The organism is Vibrio vulnificus NBRC 15645 = ATCC 27562 (assembly GCF_002224265.1).
In the GTDB taxonomy this organism is placed as follows: Bacteria; Pseudomonadota; Gammaproteobacteria; order Enterobacterales; family Vibrionaceae; genus Vibrio; species Vibrio vulnificus.
This window is the reverse complement of sequence record NZ_CP012881.1, coordinates 733,434-752,709: the sequence shown is the minus strand read 5'-3', so window position 1 is coordinate 752,709 and position 19,276 is coordinate 733,434. Positions and strand designations below refer to the sequence as shown.

Annotated in this window: 19 protein-coding genes; 2 read left to right on the top strand and 17 right to left on the bottom strand. The window is 47.6% G+C overall.

What is annotated here, in order from left to right; all coding sequences use genetic code 11:
- Positions 1-22 precede the first annotated feature (22 nt).
- Positions 23-1,273, top strand: a complete 1,251-nt coding sequence (glyA, locus tag AOT11_RS03415; protein ID WP_017420882.1) for a serine hydroxymethyltransferase — start codon at positions 23-25, stop codon at positions 1,271-1,273.
- 132 nt (positions 1,274-1,405) lie between these two features.
- Here the strand turns inward: glyA and AOT11_RS03410 are convergent, their stop codons facing one another.
- The 13 genes from AOT11_RS03410 to leuS all read right to left on the bottom strand — a co-directional run bounded on the left by AOT11_RS03410 (position 1,406) and on the right by leuS (position 14,417).
- Positions 1,406-1,741: a hypothetical protein gene (locus tag AOT11_RS03410; protein WP_013572282.1), complete on the bottom strand. Its 336-nt coding sequence runs from the start codon at positions 1,739-1,741 to the stop codon at positions 1,406-1,408.
- A gap of 199 nt (positions 1,742-1,940) precedes the next feature.
- Positions 1,941-2,906, bottom strand: coding sequence for a lipoyl synthase (gene lipA / locus AOT11_RS03405; protein WP_013572281.1), 966 nt, complete (start codon positions 2,904-2,906; stop codon positions 1,941-1,943).
- Positions 2,903-3,559 carry a lipoyl(octanoyl) transferase LipB gene (lipB, locus tag AOT11_RS03400; protein ID WP_013572280.1) on the bottom strand — a complete coding sequence of 219 codons (657 nt, stop codon included), beginning with the start codon at positions 3,557-3,559 and terminating at the stop codon, positions 2,903-2,905. The genes lipA and lipB overlap by 4 nt, the downstream gene beginning before the upstream one ends.
- A 178-nt stretch (positions 3,560-3,737) precedes the next feature.
- On the bottom strand, positions 3,738-4,016 hold the full coding sequence (gene ybeD / locus AOT11_RS03395; protein ID WP_011078390.1) for a DUF493 family protein YbeD: 279 nt from the start codon (positions 4,014-4,016) through the stop codon (positions 3,738-3,740).
- Positions 4,017-4,138: 122 nt separating this feature from the next.
- Complete coding sequence (locus tag AOT11_RS03390; RefSeq protein ID WP_017420883.1) at positions 4,139-5,320, bottom strand: serine hydrolase; 1,182 nt, start codon at positions 5,318-5,320, stop codon at positions 4,139-4,141.
- A gap of 92 nt (positions 5,321-5,412) precedes the next feature.
- Entirely contained in the window at positions 5,413-6,207 is a 795-nt protein-coding gene (locus tag AOT11_RS03385; protein ID WP_017420884.1) for a septal ring lytic transglycosylase RlpA family protein, read from the bottom strand.
- Positions 6,207-7,328 carry a rod shape-determining protein RodA gene (gene rodA, locus AOT11_RS03380; protein WP_017420885.1) on the bottom strand — a complete coding sequence of 374 codons (1,122 nt, stop codon included), beginning with the start codon at positions 7,326-7,328 and terminating at the stop codon, positions 6,207-6,209. The genes AOT11_RS03385 and rodA overlap by 1 nt, the downstream gene beginning before the upstream one ends.
- Complete coding sequence (gene mrdA / locus AOT11_RS03375) at positions 7,328-9,220, bottom strand: penicillin-binding protein 2 (RefSeq protein WP_017420886.1); 1,893 nt, start codon at positions 9,218-9,220, stop codon at positions 7,328-7,330. The genes rodA and mrdA overlap by 1 nt, the downstream gene beginning before the upstream one ends.
- 30 nt (positions 9,221-9,250) lie before the next feature.
- Positions 9,251-9,721: a 23S rRNA (pseudouridine(1915)-N(3))-methyltransferase RlmH gene (gene rlmH / locus AOT11_RS03370; RefSeq protein WP_011078385.1), complete on the bottom strand. Its 471-nt coding sequence runs from the start codon at positions 9,719-9,721 to the stop codon at positions 9,251-9,253.
- 4 nt (positions 9,722-9,725) lie between these two features.
- Positions 9,726-10,043: a ribosome silencing factor gene (gene rsfS / locus AOT11_RS03365; protein WP_017420887.1), complete on the bottom strand. Its 318-nt coding sequence runs from the start codon at positions 10,041-10,043 to the stop codon at positions 9,726-9,728.
- Positions 10,044-10,099: 56 nt separating this feature from the next.
- On the bottom strand, positions 10,100-11,125 hold the full coding sequence (holA, locus tag AOT11_RS03360; protein WP_017420888.1) for a DNA polymerase III subunit delta: 1,026 nt from the start codon (positions 11,123-11,125) through the stop codon (positions 10,100-10,102).
- Positions 11,126-11,127: 2 nt separating this feature from the next.
- The gene (locus AOT11_RS03355; protein WP_017420889.1) at positions 11,128-11,658 is read right to left on the bottom strand and encodes an LPS-assembly lipoprotein LptE; all 531 of its coding nucleotides are present in this window, start codon (positions 11,656-11,658) and stop codon (positions 11,128-11,130) included.
- 185 nt (positions 11,659-11,843) lie between these two features.
- Positions 11,844-14,417, bottom strand: a complete 2,574-nt coding sequence (gene leuS, locus AOT11_RS03350) for a leucine--tRNA ligase (protein ID WP_017420890.1) — start codon at positions 14,415-14,417, stop codon at positions 11,844-11,846.
- Positions 14,418-14,539: 122 nt separating this feature from the next.
- Between leuS and AOT11_RS03345 the strand changes: the two genes are divergently transcribed.
- A complete protein-coding gene (locus tag AOT11_RS03345) occupies positions 14,540-15,010 on the top strand; it encodes a zinc ribbon-containing protein (RefSeq protein WP_017420891.1) in 471 nt (156 codons plus the stop codon).
- Positions 15,011-15,124: 114 nt separating this feature from the next.
- On the opposite strand, the gene lnt is transcribed toward AOT11_RS03345, so the two are convergent.
- From lnt to AOT11_RS03325, 4 genes are all read right to left on the bottom strand, one after another.
- Complete coding sequence (lnt, locus tag AOT11_RS03340; protein WP_017420892.1) at positions 15,125-16,645, bottom strand: apolipoprotein N-acyltransferase; 1,521 nt, start codon at positions 16,643-16,645, stop codon at positions 15,125-15,127.
- Between the two features lie 42 nt (positions 16,646-16,687).
- Positions 16,688-17,563 carry a CNNM family magnesium/cobalt transport protein CorC gene (corC, locus tag AOT11_RS03335; RefSeq protein WP_017420893.1) on the bottom strand — a complete coding sequence of 292 codons (876 nt, stop codon included), beginning with the start codon at positions 17,561-17,563 and terminating at the stop codon, positions 16,688-16,690.
- 78 nt (positions 17,564-17,641) lie between these two features.
- The gene (ybeY, locus tag AOT11_RS03330) at positions 17,642-18,106 is read right to left on the bottom strand and encodes an rRNA maturation RNase YbeY (RefSeq protein ID WP_017420894.1); all 465 of its coding nucleotides are present in this window, start codon (positions 18,104-18,106) and stop codon (positions 17,642-17,644) included.
- Positions 18,096-19,208, bottom strand: a complete 1,113-nt coding sequence (locus tag AOT11_RS03325) for a PhoH family protein (protein ID WP_011149715.1) — start codon at positions 19,206-19,208, stop codon at positions 18,096-18,098. Before AOT11_RS03325 ends, ybeY begins: the two co-directional genes overlap by 11 nt.
- Between the last annotated feature and the right edge of the window lie 68 nt (positions 19,209-19,276).

Here is a 19,276-nt window from a genome sequence, read left to right as displayed (position 1 = left end):
AAATCTGAGTCAGGAGATACAGATGCTTAAGCGTGATATGAATATCGCTGATTACGATGCGGAGCTATTCGCAGCTATCCAGGAAGAAACTCTTCGCCAGGAAGAACACATCGAGCTGATCGCTTCAGAAAACTACACAAGTCCACGTGTAATGGAAGCTCAAGGCTCTCAGCTAACCAATAAGTACGCTGAAGGCTACCCAGGCAAGCGCTACTACGGTGGTTGCGAGTACGTGGACAAAGCTGAGTCTCTAGCGATTGAGCGTGCATGCAAACTGTTTGGTTGTGAGTACGCGAACGTTCAGCCACACTCTGGCTCTCAAGCTAACAGCGCGGTTTACATGGCACTTCTTAACCCAGGCGATACAGTTCTAGGTATGAGCCTAGCGCACGGTGGTCACCTGACTCACGGTTCTCCTGTAAACTTCTCTGGTAAGCACTACAACGTCATCCCTTACGGTATCGATGAAGCTGGCCAAATTAACTACGACGAAATGGAAGCGCTAGCGTTTGAGCACAAACCTAAGATGATCATCGGTGGTTTCTCAGCGTACTCTCAAATCGTTGATTGGAAGCGCATGCGTGAAATCGCAGACAAAGTTGACGCTTACCTATTCGTCGATATGGCGCACGTTGCGGGTCTTATCGCAGCAGGTGAATACCCAACACCTGTGCCACACGCACACGTAGTAACGACAACGACGCACAAAACGCTAGCAGGTCCACGTGGTGGTCTTATCCTGTCTAACGCTGGCGAAGACATGTACAAGAAACTGAACTCGGCCGTTTTCCCTGGCGGTCAAGGCGGTCCTCTAATGCACGTTATCGCGGGTAAAGCAGTAGCGTTCAAAGAAGCGATGGAACCTGAGTTTAAAGCTTACCAAGCGCGCGTAGTGAAAAACGCAAAAGCGATGGTGGCTCAGTTCCAAGAGCGTGGTTACAAAATCGTATCTAATGGTACAGAAAACCACCTGTTTCTTGTTGACCTCATCGACAAAGACATTACAGGTAAAGATGCTGACGCAGCACTAGGCGCAGCAAACATCACGGTAAACAAGAACTCAGTACCAAACGACCCTCGTAGTCCGTTTGTGACTTCGGGTATCCGTGTTGGTACGCCAGCGATCACTCGCCGTGGTTTCACTGAAGAAGACGCGAAAGAGCTAGCAAACTGGATGTGTGACGTACTAGACAACATCGGCAATGAAGCGGTTATCGAAGCAACGAAACAGAAAGTACTAGAAATCTGTAAGCGTCTACCTGTTTACGCATAAGATTTTGGCTACTTGAACATCAAAAAGGCTTCCGGATGGAAGCCTTTTTCATTCGTACATTTCTTAGTTAAAACAGTAAAAGGAACAAGAAAAGTCACCATTCAACCAAGAGCATTGGCGTGGCGACAGCCATTACTTGTCTTTAGAAATGCTTAATAGCGAACCTGACTTACATTGGAACGAGTAGTAGCTATTGGTTTCGCTAAACTTACCTAAGCCTTCGCCATCACAGTAATCGATATTGATATCACGCATTACATTCAGTGTCTCTTCACTGTTTAGCGCAAACTTCGCACCATCAGCGCATACGATGCGGACGCGTCCGTCTTTACTGACTGAGTAAAGTTTCACTTCGGTATTGCATAGCTCAAAGGAGGCTTCGCGGTAGTTATCTTGTGCGGTGTTTTGTTGGGCACAACCTGCCAAAAGAGCTGAGGCGAATAGGGTGATAAAACCTAATTTGTTCATCTAATCAATCCTACTTTTTTGAAAATTTAGAATGCCATACGCAATGCGATGGATATGCGTTTGCATCAAGCCTATAGAATTGACCAATAGATGACAAGCATTTCATGTCGTGAAGGCTGGATAGAGAAAGATTTAAGACAAATAAAAAGCTGGTTATCAATACCAGCTTTTTATTTTTCGAGGCAATCAGTGCTTTGGCTTATTTAACTTCTAAGCCTTGCGCCTGCATATCGGCATGATAAGACGAACGTACAAATGGACCACAAGCGGCATGAGTAAAACCAAGTTCCAGAGCAATCTCTTTAAGTTCATCAAATTCTGCTGGTGGAACGTAACGCTCTACCGGGAGATGGTGGCGACTTGGAGCAAGGTATTGGCCGAGTGTCAGCATGGTCACACCATGAGCACGAAGATCTTTGAGCACTTCAACGATCTCTTCTTTGGTTTCACCTAAACCCATCATGAGTCCCGATTTGGTTGGGACATCAGGATGTTGCTCTTTGAATTTCTTCAGAAGATCCAATGACCATTGGTAGTTTGCCCCTGGGCGTACCTTACGGTACAGGCGTGGTGCCGTTTCCAAGTTGTGGTTGAACACGTCTGGCGGATTATCTTTTAGCGCATCTAGCGCCACGTCCATACGACCACGGAAGTCAGGAACCAATGTTTCGATACGAATATGCGGGCTTTGAGCGCGAATTTCACGGTTACAATCGGCAAAATGTTTTGCTCCACCGTCACGCAGATCGTCGCGGTCAACGGACGTAATCACCACGTATTTGAGTTTCATGTCGGCAATGGTTTTTGCCAGCTTCGTGGGTTCTTCTGCTTCCGGTGGAAGAGGTCGGCCATGGGCAACATCACAGAATGGGCAACGGCGAGTACAAATGGCACCTAGAATCATAAAGGTTGCCGTACCGTGGTTAAAGCACTCCGCCAAGTTTGGACAAGAAGCCTCTTCGCAAACCGAGTGCAGATTATTTTTACGCATAGCGGATTTAATATCTTGAATGCGTTGGCTATCTGCAGGCAACTTGATCTTCATCCAATCAGGCTTGCGTAGGACCTCTTTTTGCTCTGTCGGCATGTTCTTGACGGGAATCAGAGCCATTTTGTCGGCGTCACGATATTTAACGCCTTTTTCCATCTGGATTGGTTTACTCATGCTTCTCTTACTTCTGCTTCTGTGCTGAATTCAACTTGCTCATAACCAAGCAAATTTACCAGTTCTTTGACTAATTGTTGCTCAACGAGAGCGATGTCCGTGGGGCCTCCCAGCTCACTCACCTGAACCATCTCCATGCCTTGATAACCACATGGGTTAATTCTCAAGAAAGGGGAAAGGTCCATATTTACGTTGAGTGCGAGCCCGTGGAAAGAGCATCCTTTACGGATGCGCAGACCTAACGAACATATCTTTCTACCGTCGACGTAAACGCCGGGTGCATCCGGTCTGGCTGCGGAGTCGATATTGTATGCTTTAAGCGTATTGATTACGAGGTTCTCGATAGTCGTGACGAGATCTCGCACACCCAATTTTTTGCGACGTAGGTTGATGAGGAAATAGGCCACCAGTTGACCTGGTCCATGATAAGTCACTTGCCCGCCACGATCGCTTTGCACAACAGGAATATCCCCGGTATTGAGAAGGTGCTCTGCTTTACCCGCTTGGCCTTGGGTAAAAACGGGGTTGTGTTCAACTAACCACACTTCGTCCGGTGTTTCCTCGTTGCGTGTATCAGTAAATTCATGCATTGCTTGCCATACTGGCAGGTAATCTCGACGGCCAAGTCGTTTTACAACTAATTGGTTTTGCATGATATTTCCTGTTATCGCTTAGTAAAGTTTTTGCATTATAAACCTGTTCACGGTTGGGAACTATATTTGTTTCACAACTATTTAACGCATTTGGCCGTGCTTAGGTTTTTATCTGTCTGATAAATATAAAGAAAGCAGCCATAAGCTGCTTTCAAAAAAAATTTAATTTATCAAAAAATTACAGAACCATGCGTACAATGTCGATTTCGCCGAGCTCTTTGTACAGCGTTTCAACCTGCTCGATAGAGGTGGCAGTGATGTTGATAGAAACCGAGTGATAGTTACCTTTTGCACTAGGTTTTACTGCAGGGCTGTAATCTCCAGGAGCATGGCGCTGAATCACTTCCAACACTTTCTCTGGCAGTTCAGGTTTTGCGTAACCCATTACCTTGTATGTAAATGAACAAGGGAACTCAAGAAGATCTTTCAGTTTGGCATCAGAGTTGATGGTGAGCATTGAGGATAACTCCAGTTAGATATTCGGTTATGCGGGGCGCAATAGTAACGTCTGTTTTATGTGAACTCAAGTACAACAAAGCCGCCAAATTGGCGGCTTTAGGCTAACAGTCTGTTTTGAAATTAGAACAGGCTCTTAAATAGCAGTACTAGATAATCCCAAAGACGGCTGAATAGGCTGCCTTCATCTACAGACTCAAGAGCCAGTAGTGGGTACTGAGCCACATCTTCACCATCGACTTGGTAGTAAAGCTTACCCACCACATCGCCTTTCTTAATCGGAGCTTGAAGTTCTTTTTCAAGTACAAAACTGGCGGTGAGGTTTTTCGCTTGACCACGAGGTAGCGTGACGTAAGTGTCTTCGTTTACACCCAATGCTAGGGTGTCTTTGTTACCCATCCAGATTTTCTCTTCGACGAAAGTTTCACCAGCTTTGTGCGGCGCAACAGTTTCGAAGAAACGGAAGCCGTAACTCAGAAGTTTCTTACTTTCTGACTTACGTGCGTTCATGTCTTTGGTGCCCATAACGACAGCGATAAGACGCATCTTACCTTCAGTAGCAGAGCTCACTAGGCTGTAACCTGCATTACTGGTGTGGCCCGTTTTGATGCCATCCACATTCATGCTTTTATCCCACAACAGACCGTTACGGTTGTACTGGGTAATGCCGTTATAGGTGAATTTTTGCTCTGAGTAGATACGGTACTCATCCGGCACATCACGGATCAACGCTTGGCCAAGGAGTGCCATGTCGTACGGCGTTGAGTATAGGTTAGCGTTATCCAAACCATGTACGTTGGCAAAATGAGTGTTGGTCATGCCAATAGAACTTGCCCAAGCGTTCATCAGATCAACAAACGCATCTTCGGACCCTGCAATGTGTTCGGCCATCGCGACACAGGCATCGTTACCAGACTGAACGATAATCCCTCGGTTAAGATCTTTTACTTTTACCGTGGTACCCACTTCGATAAACATTTTTGAAGAGTCTGGGAAGTTCTTTGCCCATGCATTCTTGCTAACAACAACGTCATCTTCTGGGCTGATGTTGCCGCGCTCTAGCTCTTGACCAATCACGTAGCTGGTCATCATTTTTGTTAGGCTGGCAGGCGAGAGCTTCGTATTCATCTCTTTTTCAGCCAGGACTTTGCCTGAATGGTAATCCATTAGAACAAAACCTTTCGCTGCGATTTGTGGCGCGTCAGGCACCACAACTGGAGCAGCAGAAACTGAGTAAGCCAGCGTTGCAGAAAGTGCAAGGGAAGAAACGAGAGTGGATTTCACAATTTTTGTTGTTTTGTTCATGGTAATTCAATTTTTTTGGTTAATTGTCCATATCTTAACAGATTCGCACTGTAAGTCAGAGCGTCTAACACTAGAAAGTGTCGTGTCAGTTGTCAACGAGTTATGGCTCGCTTTCTGATGAAGGCGCTTTCATGACCCGCCAACTTAACCTGATCCAAGATCTGTTGCGTCAGCGTAAAGTCAGTAAATGGCCCCAACATGAGACGATGCGTATCGTCGGTGCTTTCTAAGAAAGACTCTGCATTCAGGCTTTGACCAAGATCTTGTCCTAAAGTTCTCGCTCGTTCGGCAGATTTTGAACTTAATACTTGAATGAAATATTTGGGATGATTTTCCAGCGCTTTAGCATCGGTTGGTGGTTCAAAGTTCAACACTTCAATTTCCACATTGGCGGTGCCCGTTTTTAGTACATCCAGTTTGTAAGCGGCGGCGTAGCTCAGGTCAATAATACGTCCTTCGTGGAAAGGACCACGATCGTTCACCCGCACAATGGTGCTTTTGCCATTGTCTTTATTGGTCACTTTCACGTAACTGGGCAATGGCAGGGTTTTATGCGCCGCTGTCATCGAGTACATATCGTAGATTTCACCATTCGAGGTGAGATGGCCTTGGAATTTTTTACCGTACCAAGAGGCAATACCAGACTCTTTAAACCCTTTTACATCGCGCACAATTTTGTAGTCTTGACCGCGCAAAGTGTAATCTTTGTTTCCACCTAAGCTGTATGGCTCATAACGCGGGTGGGCATCTTCGATATGCTCGACGGAAATCGGTTGGTCGGGAGCAACATCTGATTCTAGGCTATAGCGCCCCTCAGGTTTAGAGCTACAGCCCGCTAAAAGCGATGCGCCGCAAAGTAAACTGAAGATAACAATGGATTTATTCATTAATTGGCCTTTGAGAATGCTTTACGGTGAGTATGGATAGACATCAGAATACCGAAGCCCGCCATCAAGGTAACCATGGAAGTGCCGCCATAACTGATGAGTGGCAGTGGTACACCCACAACGGGCAAGATACCGCTGACCATGCCGATGTTAACAAAGATGTAAACGAAAAAGCTCAATACAATACTGCCTGCCATCATACGACCAAACGCGGTTTGTGCTTGAGACGCCAAGTAAAGCCCACGACCGATGATGAATAGGTACAGCGACAGCAGCAGTAAGAAGCCAATCATGCCCCATTCTTCGGCAATCACCGCAAAAATGAAGTCGGTATGGCGCTCAGGAAGAAACTCGAGTTGAGACTGTGTCCCTTGCAGCCAGCCCTTACCAGATATGCCACCAGAACCGATGGCGATTTTACTCTGAATAATATGATAGCCCGCACCAAGAGGATCTGACTCAGGATTAAAAAGGGTTCTTACACGCACTTTCTGATATTCGCGCATCAAGAAGAACCACAAAATTGGGACAAATGCGGCTAACGCCAACGCTGCCGCACCAATGATGCGCCAGCTGATCCCCGCTAAGAAGATAACGAAAATACCCGAGGCAGCAATCAGAATAGATGTGCCGAGGTCGGGTTGTTTGGCGATCAAAATGGTTGGAATGAACACCATCACCAATGCGATACACAAGGTTTGGAAGGTAGGGGGCAGTGGTCGTTTACCAATGAAGCGCGCCACCATTAATGGTACCGCTAGTTTAAGCAGTTCTGAGGGCTGAAAGCGGACGAAGCCAAGATTCAACCAGCGTTGTGCCCCTTTTGACGCTTCACCGAAAAAGAGTACGCCAAGAAGAAGGACAACGCCGCCAACAAACATTAAAGGGGCTAATGATTCGTAGGTGCGTGGTGAAATTTGCGCTAACACGAGCATCACCACGATAGAGAGTGCCATGCGCATCGCTTGGCGATCCATCATCGCCAAACTTTGACCGCTGGCACTGTACATCACAACTAAGCCAAACCCCATCAGGACCAAAATGCCCAAAAGAAGTGGTAGGTCGATATGAAATCGCTCAAACAGAGCACGATTTTTTCCGGTTGCTGGATCGAGTTTCATCAGTGTTTGACCTCGTCACTGTCTTTATCGAGTAACACTTTATCAAAAATACGTCTTGCGACAGGGGCACCATTGGAAGAGCCGCCGCCCGCGTTTTCTAACACTATGGTGACGATGATTTTAGGATCGTCAAATGGCGCAAAGCCAGTAAAGAGAGCGTGGTCGCGTAAGTGCTCGGCCAGCTCATCGGCGTTGTATTCTTGGTCTTCTGCCAAGCCAAAAACCTGCGCTGTACCTGATTTACCTGCGGTCATGTAAGACATACCGGTGAATGAGCGTCGCGCGGTGCCTTTTTTACCGTGGTTTACCAGCCTCATGCCTTCTTTCGCTAAGTTCCAATATCTATCTGGTACGTTTTGAATCGGCGGATAAGTGACGTAATCCGACAACACTCGACTGTCGAACGCTTCACCGTTCTCAATCGTCGCACGTAATAAGTGTGGTGCGGTGACATTTCCTTCGTTTACGAGCACGGAGGTGGCTTTAGCAAGTTGCATTGGTGTTGCTGTCCAGTAGCCTTGGCCAATACCAACAGGAATGGTGTCACCTTTGTACCAAGGTGTCTTATGACGAGACATTTTCCAATCGCGAGTTGGCATGTTGGCTTTGCTTTCTTCAAAGATATCGATGCCCGTGTAATCGCCAAAACCAAACATGCTCATCCAATTAGAAAGACGATCAATACCCATGTCGTAAGCGATTTGATAGAAGAAGGTATCGACCGATTCTTCAATGGATTGTACCAAGTTTACTCGACCATGACCCCAACGCAGCCAGTCACGGAATGGGCGTGTATCGGAGTTAGGTATGCGCCAATAGCCTGGATCGTTTCTGGTCGTGTTTGGTGTTACCACACCTTCTTGCAATGCAGAGACGGCGATAAAGGGTTTGACGGTCGAAGCGGGGGGGTAAATCCCCAGCGTCGAACGGTTCACTAACGGGCGGTTTTTGTCGTTGAGAAGATCGCTGTAACCTTTGCCTGAAATGCCGTGGACGAACGCATTGGGGTCGTAGCTTGGGCTCGATACCATGGCCAAAATGCCATTGTCTTTTGGATCCAGTACGATCGCACTGCCTCGTCTACCGTCGAGCAGCTGATGAACATAGGTTTGCAGTTTGATATCAATGTTCAACACAATGTCTTTGCCAGGCACTGGCGGAACAAATTTGAGCGTGCGGATGACCCGACCACGGCTGTTGACCTCGACTTCTTGGTAGCCTGCCGTTCCGTGTAGCATGTCTTCGTAAAATTTCTCAATGCCAAGCTTGCCGATATCACGTGTTGCTTGATAATTGGCTTCTTTGCCTTCATCACTCAACCGTTGCATGTCTCGGTCGTTGATGCGTGATACGTAGCCAATCACATGAGTGAGAATTTCGCCATAAGGGTAGTAGCGCTTCAACGTGCCAGAAACTTCGACGCCAGGAAAACGGTATTGGTTCACGGAGAATACCGCGACTTGTTTTTCTGTGAGTTGATTGAGAATCGGGACCGATTTGAAGCGACGCGTGCGTTTTCGTTCGCGATGGAAACGTTCGATTTGTTCTGGCGTGATTTCAAACAGGGTTTGCAACTGAGCAATCGTGGTATCCATGTTTTTGACTTTTTCCGGCGTGATTTCCAAGTCAAAAACCGGTCTGTTTTCCGCTAATAACACGCCGTTGCGATCATATATCAAGCCACGATTGGGTGCGATGGGCACCACTTTAATGCGGTTGTCATTCGAGCGGTTTTTGTAATCTTGATACTGGTTGACCTGAATGTTGTATAGGTTGGTCACCAGTACGCCCATTAAGGCGACGATACCGAAAAAAGCCACAAGAGCACGATTGGCAAACAACCGTGCTTCGGCTTGGTAATCTCGTATCGTGGTTCGGCGTTTTCTCATCATTAACGCAGCGTCTCACTCATTGGGCTGAACTTATTCTCGATGATAAGGGTGATTCGTGGTGATACTCCACGCACGATATAAACTCTCGGCCATCACAATGCGCACTAACGGGTGAGGTAAGGTGAGCGCTGAAAGAGACCAACTTTGCTCAGCAGCGGCTTTGCATGCCGGTGCTAATCCTTCTGGGCCACCAATCAAGATTGAGACATCTCGACCATCCAATTTCCACGCTTCAAGCTGTTGTGCCAACTCTGGGGTATCCCATTTCTTTCCTGGAATATCGAGTGTGACAATGCGATTGCCTTTGGGAATGGCGGCCAACATCGCTTCGCCTTCTTTTTGTAAAATGCGGGCGATATCTGCGTTTTTGCCTCGTTTACCCGCCGTGATCTCAATGAGCTCTAGTGGCATATCGTGTGGGAAACGACGGCGATATTCTTGAAAACCTTCTTCAACCCACTTTGGCATTTTTGTGCCAACGGCGATCAACTGAATTTTCAAACCATTAACCCCAAAGTTTTTCGAGTTGGTATAGCTGGCGGTGTTCTTCTTGCATTACGTGTAGCATCGCATCACCCATATCCAGCACTACCCATTCGCCTTCGTTTTCACCTTCCATGCCTAATGGCTGAAGGCCTACTTTTTTTACTTCATCAGCGACGTGATCAGCAATCGATGCAACATGACGTTTCGATGTGCCAGTGCAGATGATCATATAATCCGTCACGCTGGATTTGTCTTCCACGTTCAGAATTACGATGTTTTCTGCTTTCATATCGTCGGCTTTATCAGCCAAAAAGTCTTTTAGTTCTTCGCGAAGCACGAATATTTCCTCGGTGTTGTTCTCTGTTTTACATGCGCGCGCAATATAGCACGCTTTTAACTTTTAAAAGCTAACTCTACGTCAGGGAGAGACATCTCGACGCTTAATTGCTGCAGAATTGGCCATACCGGTTGCTCATACTGGGTTTTGGCCAGAATTTCTGCCTTGGCAAGCAAGGTGAGCAGTTGTCTCAGCTTAGTGCTCTTGAGTCGAGTTAAAGCCGCAGTGTAGAGCGGTTTCTTGTTTTGCCAAATTCGGTGCTTTTCGAACACTTGCATCATAGAGCTTTGCTGCAGTTGTTGCTGCATTTGTAAAAGCAATAGCAGTTCTTTTTGCAATGAACGCAACAAAATAATCGCTTCAATGTCTTCTGCTTCAAGTTGACGCAAGATTTTTTGGCAGCGGTTGGCTTTTCCTTCCAATAGTGCGTCAATCCAGTGAAAAACAGTAAAGTGATTATGTCGGCTGAGGGATTCCTCCAAGCGAATCAAGTTGAGCTCGCCGTCTGGATAGAGCAGTGCCAGTTTCTCAAGACTTTGAGAAAGGGCAAACAGATTGCCTTCATGCCATTGCGCTAGCATTTGTACCGCTTGTTGGTCTGGTTTTAAATTCAGCTGGCGGCAGCGATTTAATACAAACTGTGGCAGGCGTTGATTATCGGGTGTTAGACAACTGATCCAGTGGCCTTGCTGGCTCAATGTTTTGAACCATTTTGCGTTTTCTTGCGCTTTGGTGAGTTTGCTACCAATGACGACTAACATGATATCGGCATGCAGCATCTGAGCGACAGAAAGCAACTCGTTAGCGATGGAAGCGTTGACGCCACTTTCTGGCAGTTCAAGTTCAATCAGCTGGCGGCTGGAAAAAAGACTCAGAGCTTGGCAGCAGTCATAGACTTGATTCCAGTCTAAGCTTGCATCCACGGCAAAGCGATGACGCTCTTCAAAACCTTGTTGAAACGCCGCTTTTTGAATAGCAGAGCGGCTTTCTTGGATCAGTAGCGGTTCGTTCCCGAAAATCAAATAGACCGGTTTGAGTTCTTTCGTCAATTGCTGAGCAAGGTTATCGGCAAAAATTCGCATAATTACTGATTACTTGAGTTGACGGTTTGTTCCTCGTACTCCGCTCGAAGGCGACCTAGTTGACGCATCATTTGACTGGCCGCTTGGTTGCGCATTTCATCCTCGATAACTTCACGTTCCACCGATTTTGCCAGCGCTGTCAGCGGGTTATCGAGGTAGTTGCGATTGACGGTGGTTTGGAAGCTTTGAGTGCCGAGATCGGGCACGGTAACTCGGTAGCTCACGACGTAAGTCAGCTCTTTTTCAGCGGCACGGCTGTTTTGGTAAAGCGATAAAGTGCGCTCTGAGATGTTCTCGCCAATCAAATATAGGTTTGGAACTGTTTCAGCGGGAGCGACGAGATTGACTTTATTCAGAATCAATTGCGCTTTCACTGAACGAGTGAGCGGGCTGTAATCATCGTAGCTGGTAAACGAGAGTGTGCTTAGCTCTTCAGGAACGGAGTACTCACCACGTAAATGAAAACCACATGCAGACAACATGGCTGATAGAACCAAAATGGATGAGAATTTAAACACGGACGTAAAACGCATTGAGATGCTCTTCTTGATGTTCAGAAAACGGGCTACCGCGAGCCGCGCGACGATTAGACTTATCTAAAATCACTCTGTGCTAATGATTTTAGATAAGTAGGGGTAGGCGAGCTACCCCAAACTTTGACCAAGATGAAGCGCGTTGGTTCGCCTCATCCGGTGGTTTTTCTCTCTTGAGATCGTGATCAGTTCGCCACGATGCTCAATAGTTTGCCTGGTACGTAAATCACTTTACGGATAGTCACGCCGTCTAGGTGTTTAGAGACGTTTTCTTCGTTAAGACCGATTTCTTCAACTTGCTCTTTGGTTGCGTCTGCAGCAACGGTGATTTTACCGCGGACTTTGCCGTTTACCTGAACAACAATCAGTTTTTCGTCTTCAACCAGAGCTTTCTCATCGTAAGTTGGCCAAGATGCGTTGTCGATGTCTTGCTGGCCAAGTGCCGCCCACATTTCGAAACAGATATGCGGAGTGATTGGGTACAGCATCGCAACAACCGCTTTTAGCGCTTCGTCAAGGATCGCACGATCTTGTGCAGATTCTTGTGGCGCTTTCGCCAGCTTGTTCATCAACTCCATGACCGCAGCGATCGCGGTGTTGAACGTCTGACGACGCGCAACGTCATCGGTTACTTTGGCGATGGTTTTGTGAACGTCACGACGAAGTGCTTTTTGATCACCAGAGAGTGCTGCGGCATCGACTGCTTCCGCTGCGCCTTTTGATGTGTGCTCGTTCACTAGTTTCCAAACACGTTTTAGGAAGCGGTTAGCCCCTTCTACGCCAGACTCTTGCCACTCGAGTGTCATGTCTGCTGGAGATGCGAACATCATGAATAGACGCACCGTGTCTGCGCCGTATTTGTCGACCATCTCTTGTGGATCGATACCGTTGTTTTTCGACTTAGACATTTTGATCATGCCTGAGTGTTCGACGCTACGGCCTTCGTTGTCGACAGCTGAAGTGATGCGACCTTTGCCATCGCGCTCAACTTTCACTTCCGTTGGTGATACCCACTCTTTGCCACCTTTATCGTTGGTGTAGTAGAAGGCATCTGCCAGTACCATGCCTTGACACAGTAGTTGCTTGAACGGCTCGTCAGACGTAACGTAGCCCGCATCACGTAGCAGTTTGTGGAAGAAGCGAGAGTACAGTAGGTGCATACACGCGTGCTCAATACCGCCGATGTATTGGTCTACCGGTAGCCAGTAGTTGGCTTTTTCTGGATCTAGGATGTCGTCAGCTTGTGGTGAACAGTAACGTGCGTAGTACCAAGAAGACTCCATGAACGTATCGAAGGTGTCGGTCTCACGTAGAGCAGGTTCGCCGTTGAAGGTTGTCTTCGCCCACTCTTTGTCGGCTTTGATTGGGCTCGTTACGCCGTCCATGACCACGTCTTCTGGTAGAATCACGGGTAGTTGGTCTGCGGGTACTGGGTGAACTTCACCGTCTTCAGTGGTGACCATTGGGATTGGAGCACCCCAGTAACGTTGACGAGAGACACCCCAGTCACGTAGACGGAAGTTAACGGTCTTAGTGCCTTTGCCTTCTGCTTCTAGCTTGGCTGCGATGGCATCGAACGCCGCTTGGAATTCTAGGCCATCGAACTCACCTGAATCGAACAGCACGCCTTTCTCTGTGTAGGCCGCTTCAGAGATGTCTAGCTCGCTGCCATCAATTGGCTTGATTACCGGAATGATGTCTAGGCCGTACTTAGTGGCGAACTCGAAGTCACGTTGGTCGTGTGCCGGTACTGCCATGACAGCGCCTGTGCCGTAATCCATCAATACGAAGTTAGCGACGTACACTGGCACTTCACGGCCGTTTAATGGATGAATAGCAGTAAGGCCCGTCGCCATACCTTTCTTCTCCATGGTCGCAAGTTCAGCTTCAGCGACTTTGGTGTTCTTACATTCTTCGATGAACGCAGCCAGCTCAGGGTTGCTCTCAGCCGCAATTTTCGCTAGAGGGTGACCTGCTGCGATACCGACATAAGTCACACCCATGAGTGTGTCTGGACGAGTGGTGTACACTTCTAGGTCTTGTTGACCTTTTACTTCAAACTTGAGTTCCACACCTTCAGAACGACCAATCCAGTTGCGTTGCATGGTTTTCACCATTTCTGGCCAACCTTCAAGCTTGTCTAGATCGTCAAGCAGTTCTTGAGCGTATTCTGTGATTTTGATGAACCACTGAGGAATTTCTTTTTGCTCTACAGGTGTGTCACAACGCCAGCAGCAGCCGTCTTCAACCTGTTCGTTTGCAAGAACAGTTTGATCGTTTGGACACCAGTTAACAGAAGAGGTCTTCTTGTAAACCAAACCTTTCTGGTAAAGCTTAGTGAAGAACTCTTGTTCCCAACGGTAGTACTCAGGGGTACAAGTGGCGAATTCACGGTTCCAGTCGTAACCAAAGCCAAGAAGCTTAAGTTGGTTCTTCATGTATTCGATGTTTTCATAAGTCCAAGGAGCAGGCGCCGTGTTGTTTTTCACCGCTGCGTTTTCTGCAGGTAGACCGAATGCGTCCCAGCCGATTGGCTGCATGACGTTTTTGCCTTGTAGGCGTTGGAAACGAGATACTACGTCACCGATGGTGTAGTTACGCACGTGACCCATGTGCAGTCGACCACTTGGGTATGGGAACATAGAGAGGCAGTAGAACTTCTCTTTGGTTGGATCTTCAGTCACAACAAATGTTTTGTTGTTGTCCCAGTGCTGTTGAACTTTCTGTTCAATATCTTGTGGATTATATTGTTCTTGCATCGATGGTATCCGGTTATCTTGGAATTTGTGAGTTCGGTTAGAACAGATTGAAATAGATCGTCATAGAATACCTAAAGGTACCGTGCACAACAATAGCCAATCTTTACAGATGGAGGACTGCCATGCCGAAACGTAAATCCGGTTATGAAGAAATGTTGGAAGATGTCATCGAGACACTCAAACATAGCCCAGATGAAGTAAACAACGTCCTAGAAACGTCTGGCAAGGTGATATCAGCGGCGAATGATATGACTAAAGATGAGTTGGCGTTGATCTCTGCGTATGTAAAAGCGGACTTGAAAGAGTTTGCTGACAACTATGAAGAGAGCAAAAGTGGACCATTTTACCTCACCATCGCCGATTCTATTTGGCAAGGTTTGCTCGAAATTACTGACAGAACCAAAGTGGAATGGGTTGAACTGTTTGAAGATCTTGAACATCAAGGCCTCTACGAAGCGGGAGAAGTGATAGGGCTTGGTGTGTTGGTGTGTGATGATTGTGGCCATAAAACCTCCTACAATCATCCAACCGTGATTATTCCTTGCATCAAATGCGGTCATAAGGGCTTTAGCCGCCAAGCGTTGAAACCGTAATCACACCCTTTTTGCTCACGTGAGAAACAGAAAAGGTACGCCAGTGCGTACCTTTTGTTTTTGTCTATCTGTGCTTGCGCTTTTCGCAACGGATTTTCTCCATCGGCTTTGCCGCTAAGCACTCGTGCGGCGTTTTCGCCACCATGCGAGAGCGAGCGACAAGGCTACCCATATGTAGAGTGGCCAACTGCCTAGTTGATGATAGGGCGTTTGTCCTTGGGTCGGCGTAAGCTCTGCCCGCAGCACTGCCGTTTCAAACTGTGGAATAGAGGCGATAATTTTACCTCTATGATCAGTCACCGCCGTTAAACCATTATTGGTAGAGCGAATCAGCGGTTTGCCCAGCTCTAGAGCACGCATACGCGCGATTTCCATGTGTTGCAAGGGGCCAATCGAACGACCAAACCAAGCGTCGTTAGACAGGGTTAAAAGGAAATCGGTGTCGTCGGTAACGTTTTGTCTTACTTGCTCGTTAAAGATGATTTCGTAACACAGCGCTGGCGCCATTGGATGGCCATTTGCCACGATATTAGGCTGCACAAAATCACCACGACTGAACGATGACATGGGCAAATTAAAAAACGGTGCTAATGGACGCAAAATTTGCTCAAACGGGACAAATTCACCGAACGGCAGCAGGTGATGCTTATGATAACGCTCAGTGAGATCAAAAGAGTAATCCCCATAAGGCGTCATACCGACGGCAAGAATGCTGTTGTAAAACTGACCATCTTCGGCTTGATTGACAATGCCACTGATGATCGCGCTTTGATTCATTTTTGCCGCACTGTCCAAATTACTCAGATAGGAGGGCAACTCGACTTCAAACGCTGGAATAGCGGCTTCTGGCCAAATAATAATATCGGCGTCCCAGTTTTCACGGCTTAAATCGGTGTACTTCATAATGGTTGGCCAGCGTTGGCTGGGTAACCATTTTAAGTTTTGGTCGACATTGCCTTGGATAAGCGCCACTTTGGTGGCTTTGTCCGGTTGCGGTGTGACCCAGTCCCAGCGTGATAAGCCATAACCCGTGCTGAGTAACACCGTCGGGATGAGTAGCATCGACCAACGTTTATGAATCACCGCATAGGCGATCGCTCCGGCTCCGACCAGAAGCAGTAGCGTAAGCAGCTCAACACCACCAATCGGAGCGAAACTCGCCAGAGGTGAATCGATTTGGCTGTAACCGAGCCACAGCCAAGGGAAGCCTGTCATCACCCAGCCACGCAGCCAGTCGGCTATTAACCACAGGGCTGGCGCCGCGAGCAACAAGTTGAGCAAGGTTGCTTTGGCAAAAAAGCGTTGGTAGCTCCAAGTGAAGAGTGCAGGGTAGATGGCCAGATAGGCGATGAGTGCCCCCATCAAAAAGAGGTTCGCTGCCAGAGGCATGCCACCAAAGCCAGCGATACTGACGTAGACCCAGCTAATGCCAGAGGCAAACTGGCCGAATCCCCACGCGTACCCCGTCCACAGGGCTTGTCGACGTGATTGACCATGGATAAGGATAAGCAACAGGGCTGGTGTAATAAGCGCAACCAACCAAATTTGGTAAGGTGCAAAGGCAAGCGTAGTGAGAGCGCCAACAAAAGCGGCCACGATGGGCCGCTTGAGGCGATGAAATAGGGTATTTTTCATCTATCGTTCGTCTGATATGCCTCTTTGCAGAGGCGGTTATCGTTACTCAGGAGTGGTTTCTGCAACAGAAACCGAGTCAGGTACGGTGACTTGTAACTGGATAACTCGACGGTTATCGGCGGCGGTCACTTTGAAATTGAAACCATCAATTTCTACGATCTCGCCACGAGTGGGTAGGTGACCAAAGGCTGTCATCACCAAACCACCCACGGTATCCACTTCTTCATCGCTAAAACGACTGCCAAAGGTTTCGTTAAACTCTTCAATGGTGGTCAATGCTTTGACCGCGTAAGTATGCTTGCTGAGTTTACGAATATCGGCATCTTCCTCTTCGTCGAATTCATCTTCGATATCCCCAACAATTTCTTCAAGAATATCTTCGATGGTGACAAGGCCGGAGACGCCACCAAATTCATCAACAACAATGGCCATGTGATAACGTTCTTGGCGGAACTCCTTCAGTAGGCGATCGACTCGCTTACTTTCAGGAACCACGACCGCAGGGCGGATAACCTCTTCGATATCAAATGGAGCACTGTCTGAGCCTAAGTATTTGAGTAAGTCCTTCGCAAGTAGGATGCCTTCTACATGGTCTTTATCTTCACTGATCACTGGGTAGCGCGAGTGTTGCGCATCAGTGATCAGTGCGATAAGTGAATCGAGATTATCTTTTCTCTCGATGGTGACCATTTGCGAGCGAGGGATCATGATGTCCCTAACGCGCATTTCAGCAATTTCCATCACACCTTCGAGCATGTCGCGAGTGTCATGGTCAATCAGGTCATTTACTTCAGAATCTCGGATAACATCCACTAACTCTTGGCGATCTTTAGGCTCACCCTGAAATAATTGACCCAGGCGTCCGAAGAAGGACTTTCTACTCGGACCGTCGGAATTTTGAGAATTGTCGTCGTTCATTGTTTCTCTAATAAGTAACGCTATCAGAAGTGTGATAGCTCACGTTTGGCATTCAATGCGCTAGTGCGTATCGAATGCTCACTCTTTCTCCGCTAAGTATGGGTCAGTAAATCCCATACCCTGCATGATTTCTGTTTCGAGGGACTCCATCTCTTCAGCTTCGTCGTCCTCAATATGGTCATAACCTAACAGATGCAAGCTACCATGTACAACCATATGCGCCCAATGTGCCATCAGGGGTTTGTCTTGCTCTATGGCTTCTTGTTCAACCACTTGGCGACAAATAACCAAATCACCCAACAAATCCATTTCCATCCCAGGAGGCGCTTCAAACGGAAAAGAAAGCACGTTAGTGGGCTTATCTTTACCACGATAATCGTGATTCAGCTGATGGCTCTCTTGGCTATCAACGATGCGAATCGTGACTTCTGCCTGTGGCTGAAACTGCGGAATGGTCTTGTCCAGCCAGGTTTGGAAATCTTGCACACTGGGGAGGCCGTTTTGATCTTCGACCGCAAGTTGCAGATCCAGTTCAATTGCCATGTGTGGTTTCCTTATCCGCGCTGATTTGTGCAGAAAGCTCGGCTTTCGCGGCTTCAAGCAGTTTGGCATCGCGTTCTTCTCGGCGACGTTGTTCAAACTCTTTACGCTCTTTTTGGTCTTGCGCTTCCCACTTCTCGTAGGCATTGACGATGCGCGCGACGACTGGGTGGCGAACGACGTCATCAGATTGGAAGAAGTTAAAGCTGATCTCTTCCACTTCATTGAGCACTTCGATGGCATGACGAAGGCCAGATTTTGCACCGCGAGGTAAGTCAATCTGCGTGACATCCCCTGTGATCACGGCGCGAGAGTTAAAGCCGATACGGGTCAGGAACATTTTCATCTGTTCTACTGTGGTGTTTTGGCTCTCATCGAGAATGATGAAGGCATCGTTGAGTGTGCGACCACGCATGTAGGCCAGTGGTGCCACTTCGATGACGTTACGCTCAATCAGCTTTTCAACCCGTTCAAAACCGAGCATTTCAAACAATGCATCGTAAAGCGGGCGTAAATAAGGATCGACTTTCTGACTCAAATCACCCGGTAGAAAACCAAGCTTTTCACCCGCTTCAACCGCAGGACGAGTGAGTAGAATACGGCGGATCTCTTGACGCTCTAGCGCATCGACAGCTGCAGCAACTGCAAGATAGGTTTTACCCGTACCAGCAGGACCAATACCGAAAGTGATGTCGTGCGTGACCATATTGACCAAGTATTGCGCCTGATTCGGCGTGCGAGGTTTGATCACCCCTTTTTTGGTTTTAACAAACACTTCTTTACCATGCGCGATGGCCGATTCTTGGTTTTGTTCAAGCACACCAGATTCTTTGATCGCAAGGTGGATATCTTCAGGTTCAACGTCTTTAATTTGGCCGCGAACTGTCGCGGTTTCAACGTAAAGCGTTTTAATGATATCGAGCGCGGCAGCGGATGTGTGGGGTTTACCAACGATGGTAAAAAAGTTGCCACGGTAACTGATTTCAACGCCGAGTCGACGTTCTAAGTGTTTGATATTGTCATCAAAAGGACCGCACAAGCTTGCAAGACGGCGGTTATCGGAGGGTTCTAGGTTAATCTCTAGAGTGACGATTTTATTGCTCAATGTTGCCTCTCATTGTCTGCCACTTAACGAGAGCCTGATAACAACCAGGCTCTCAATGGCGATTAATA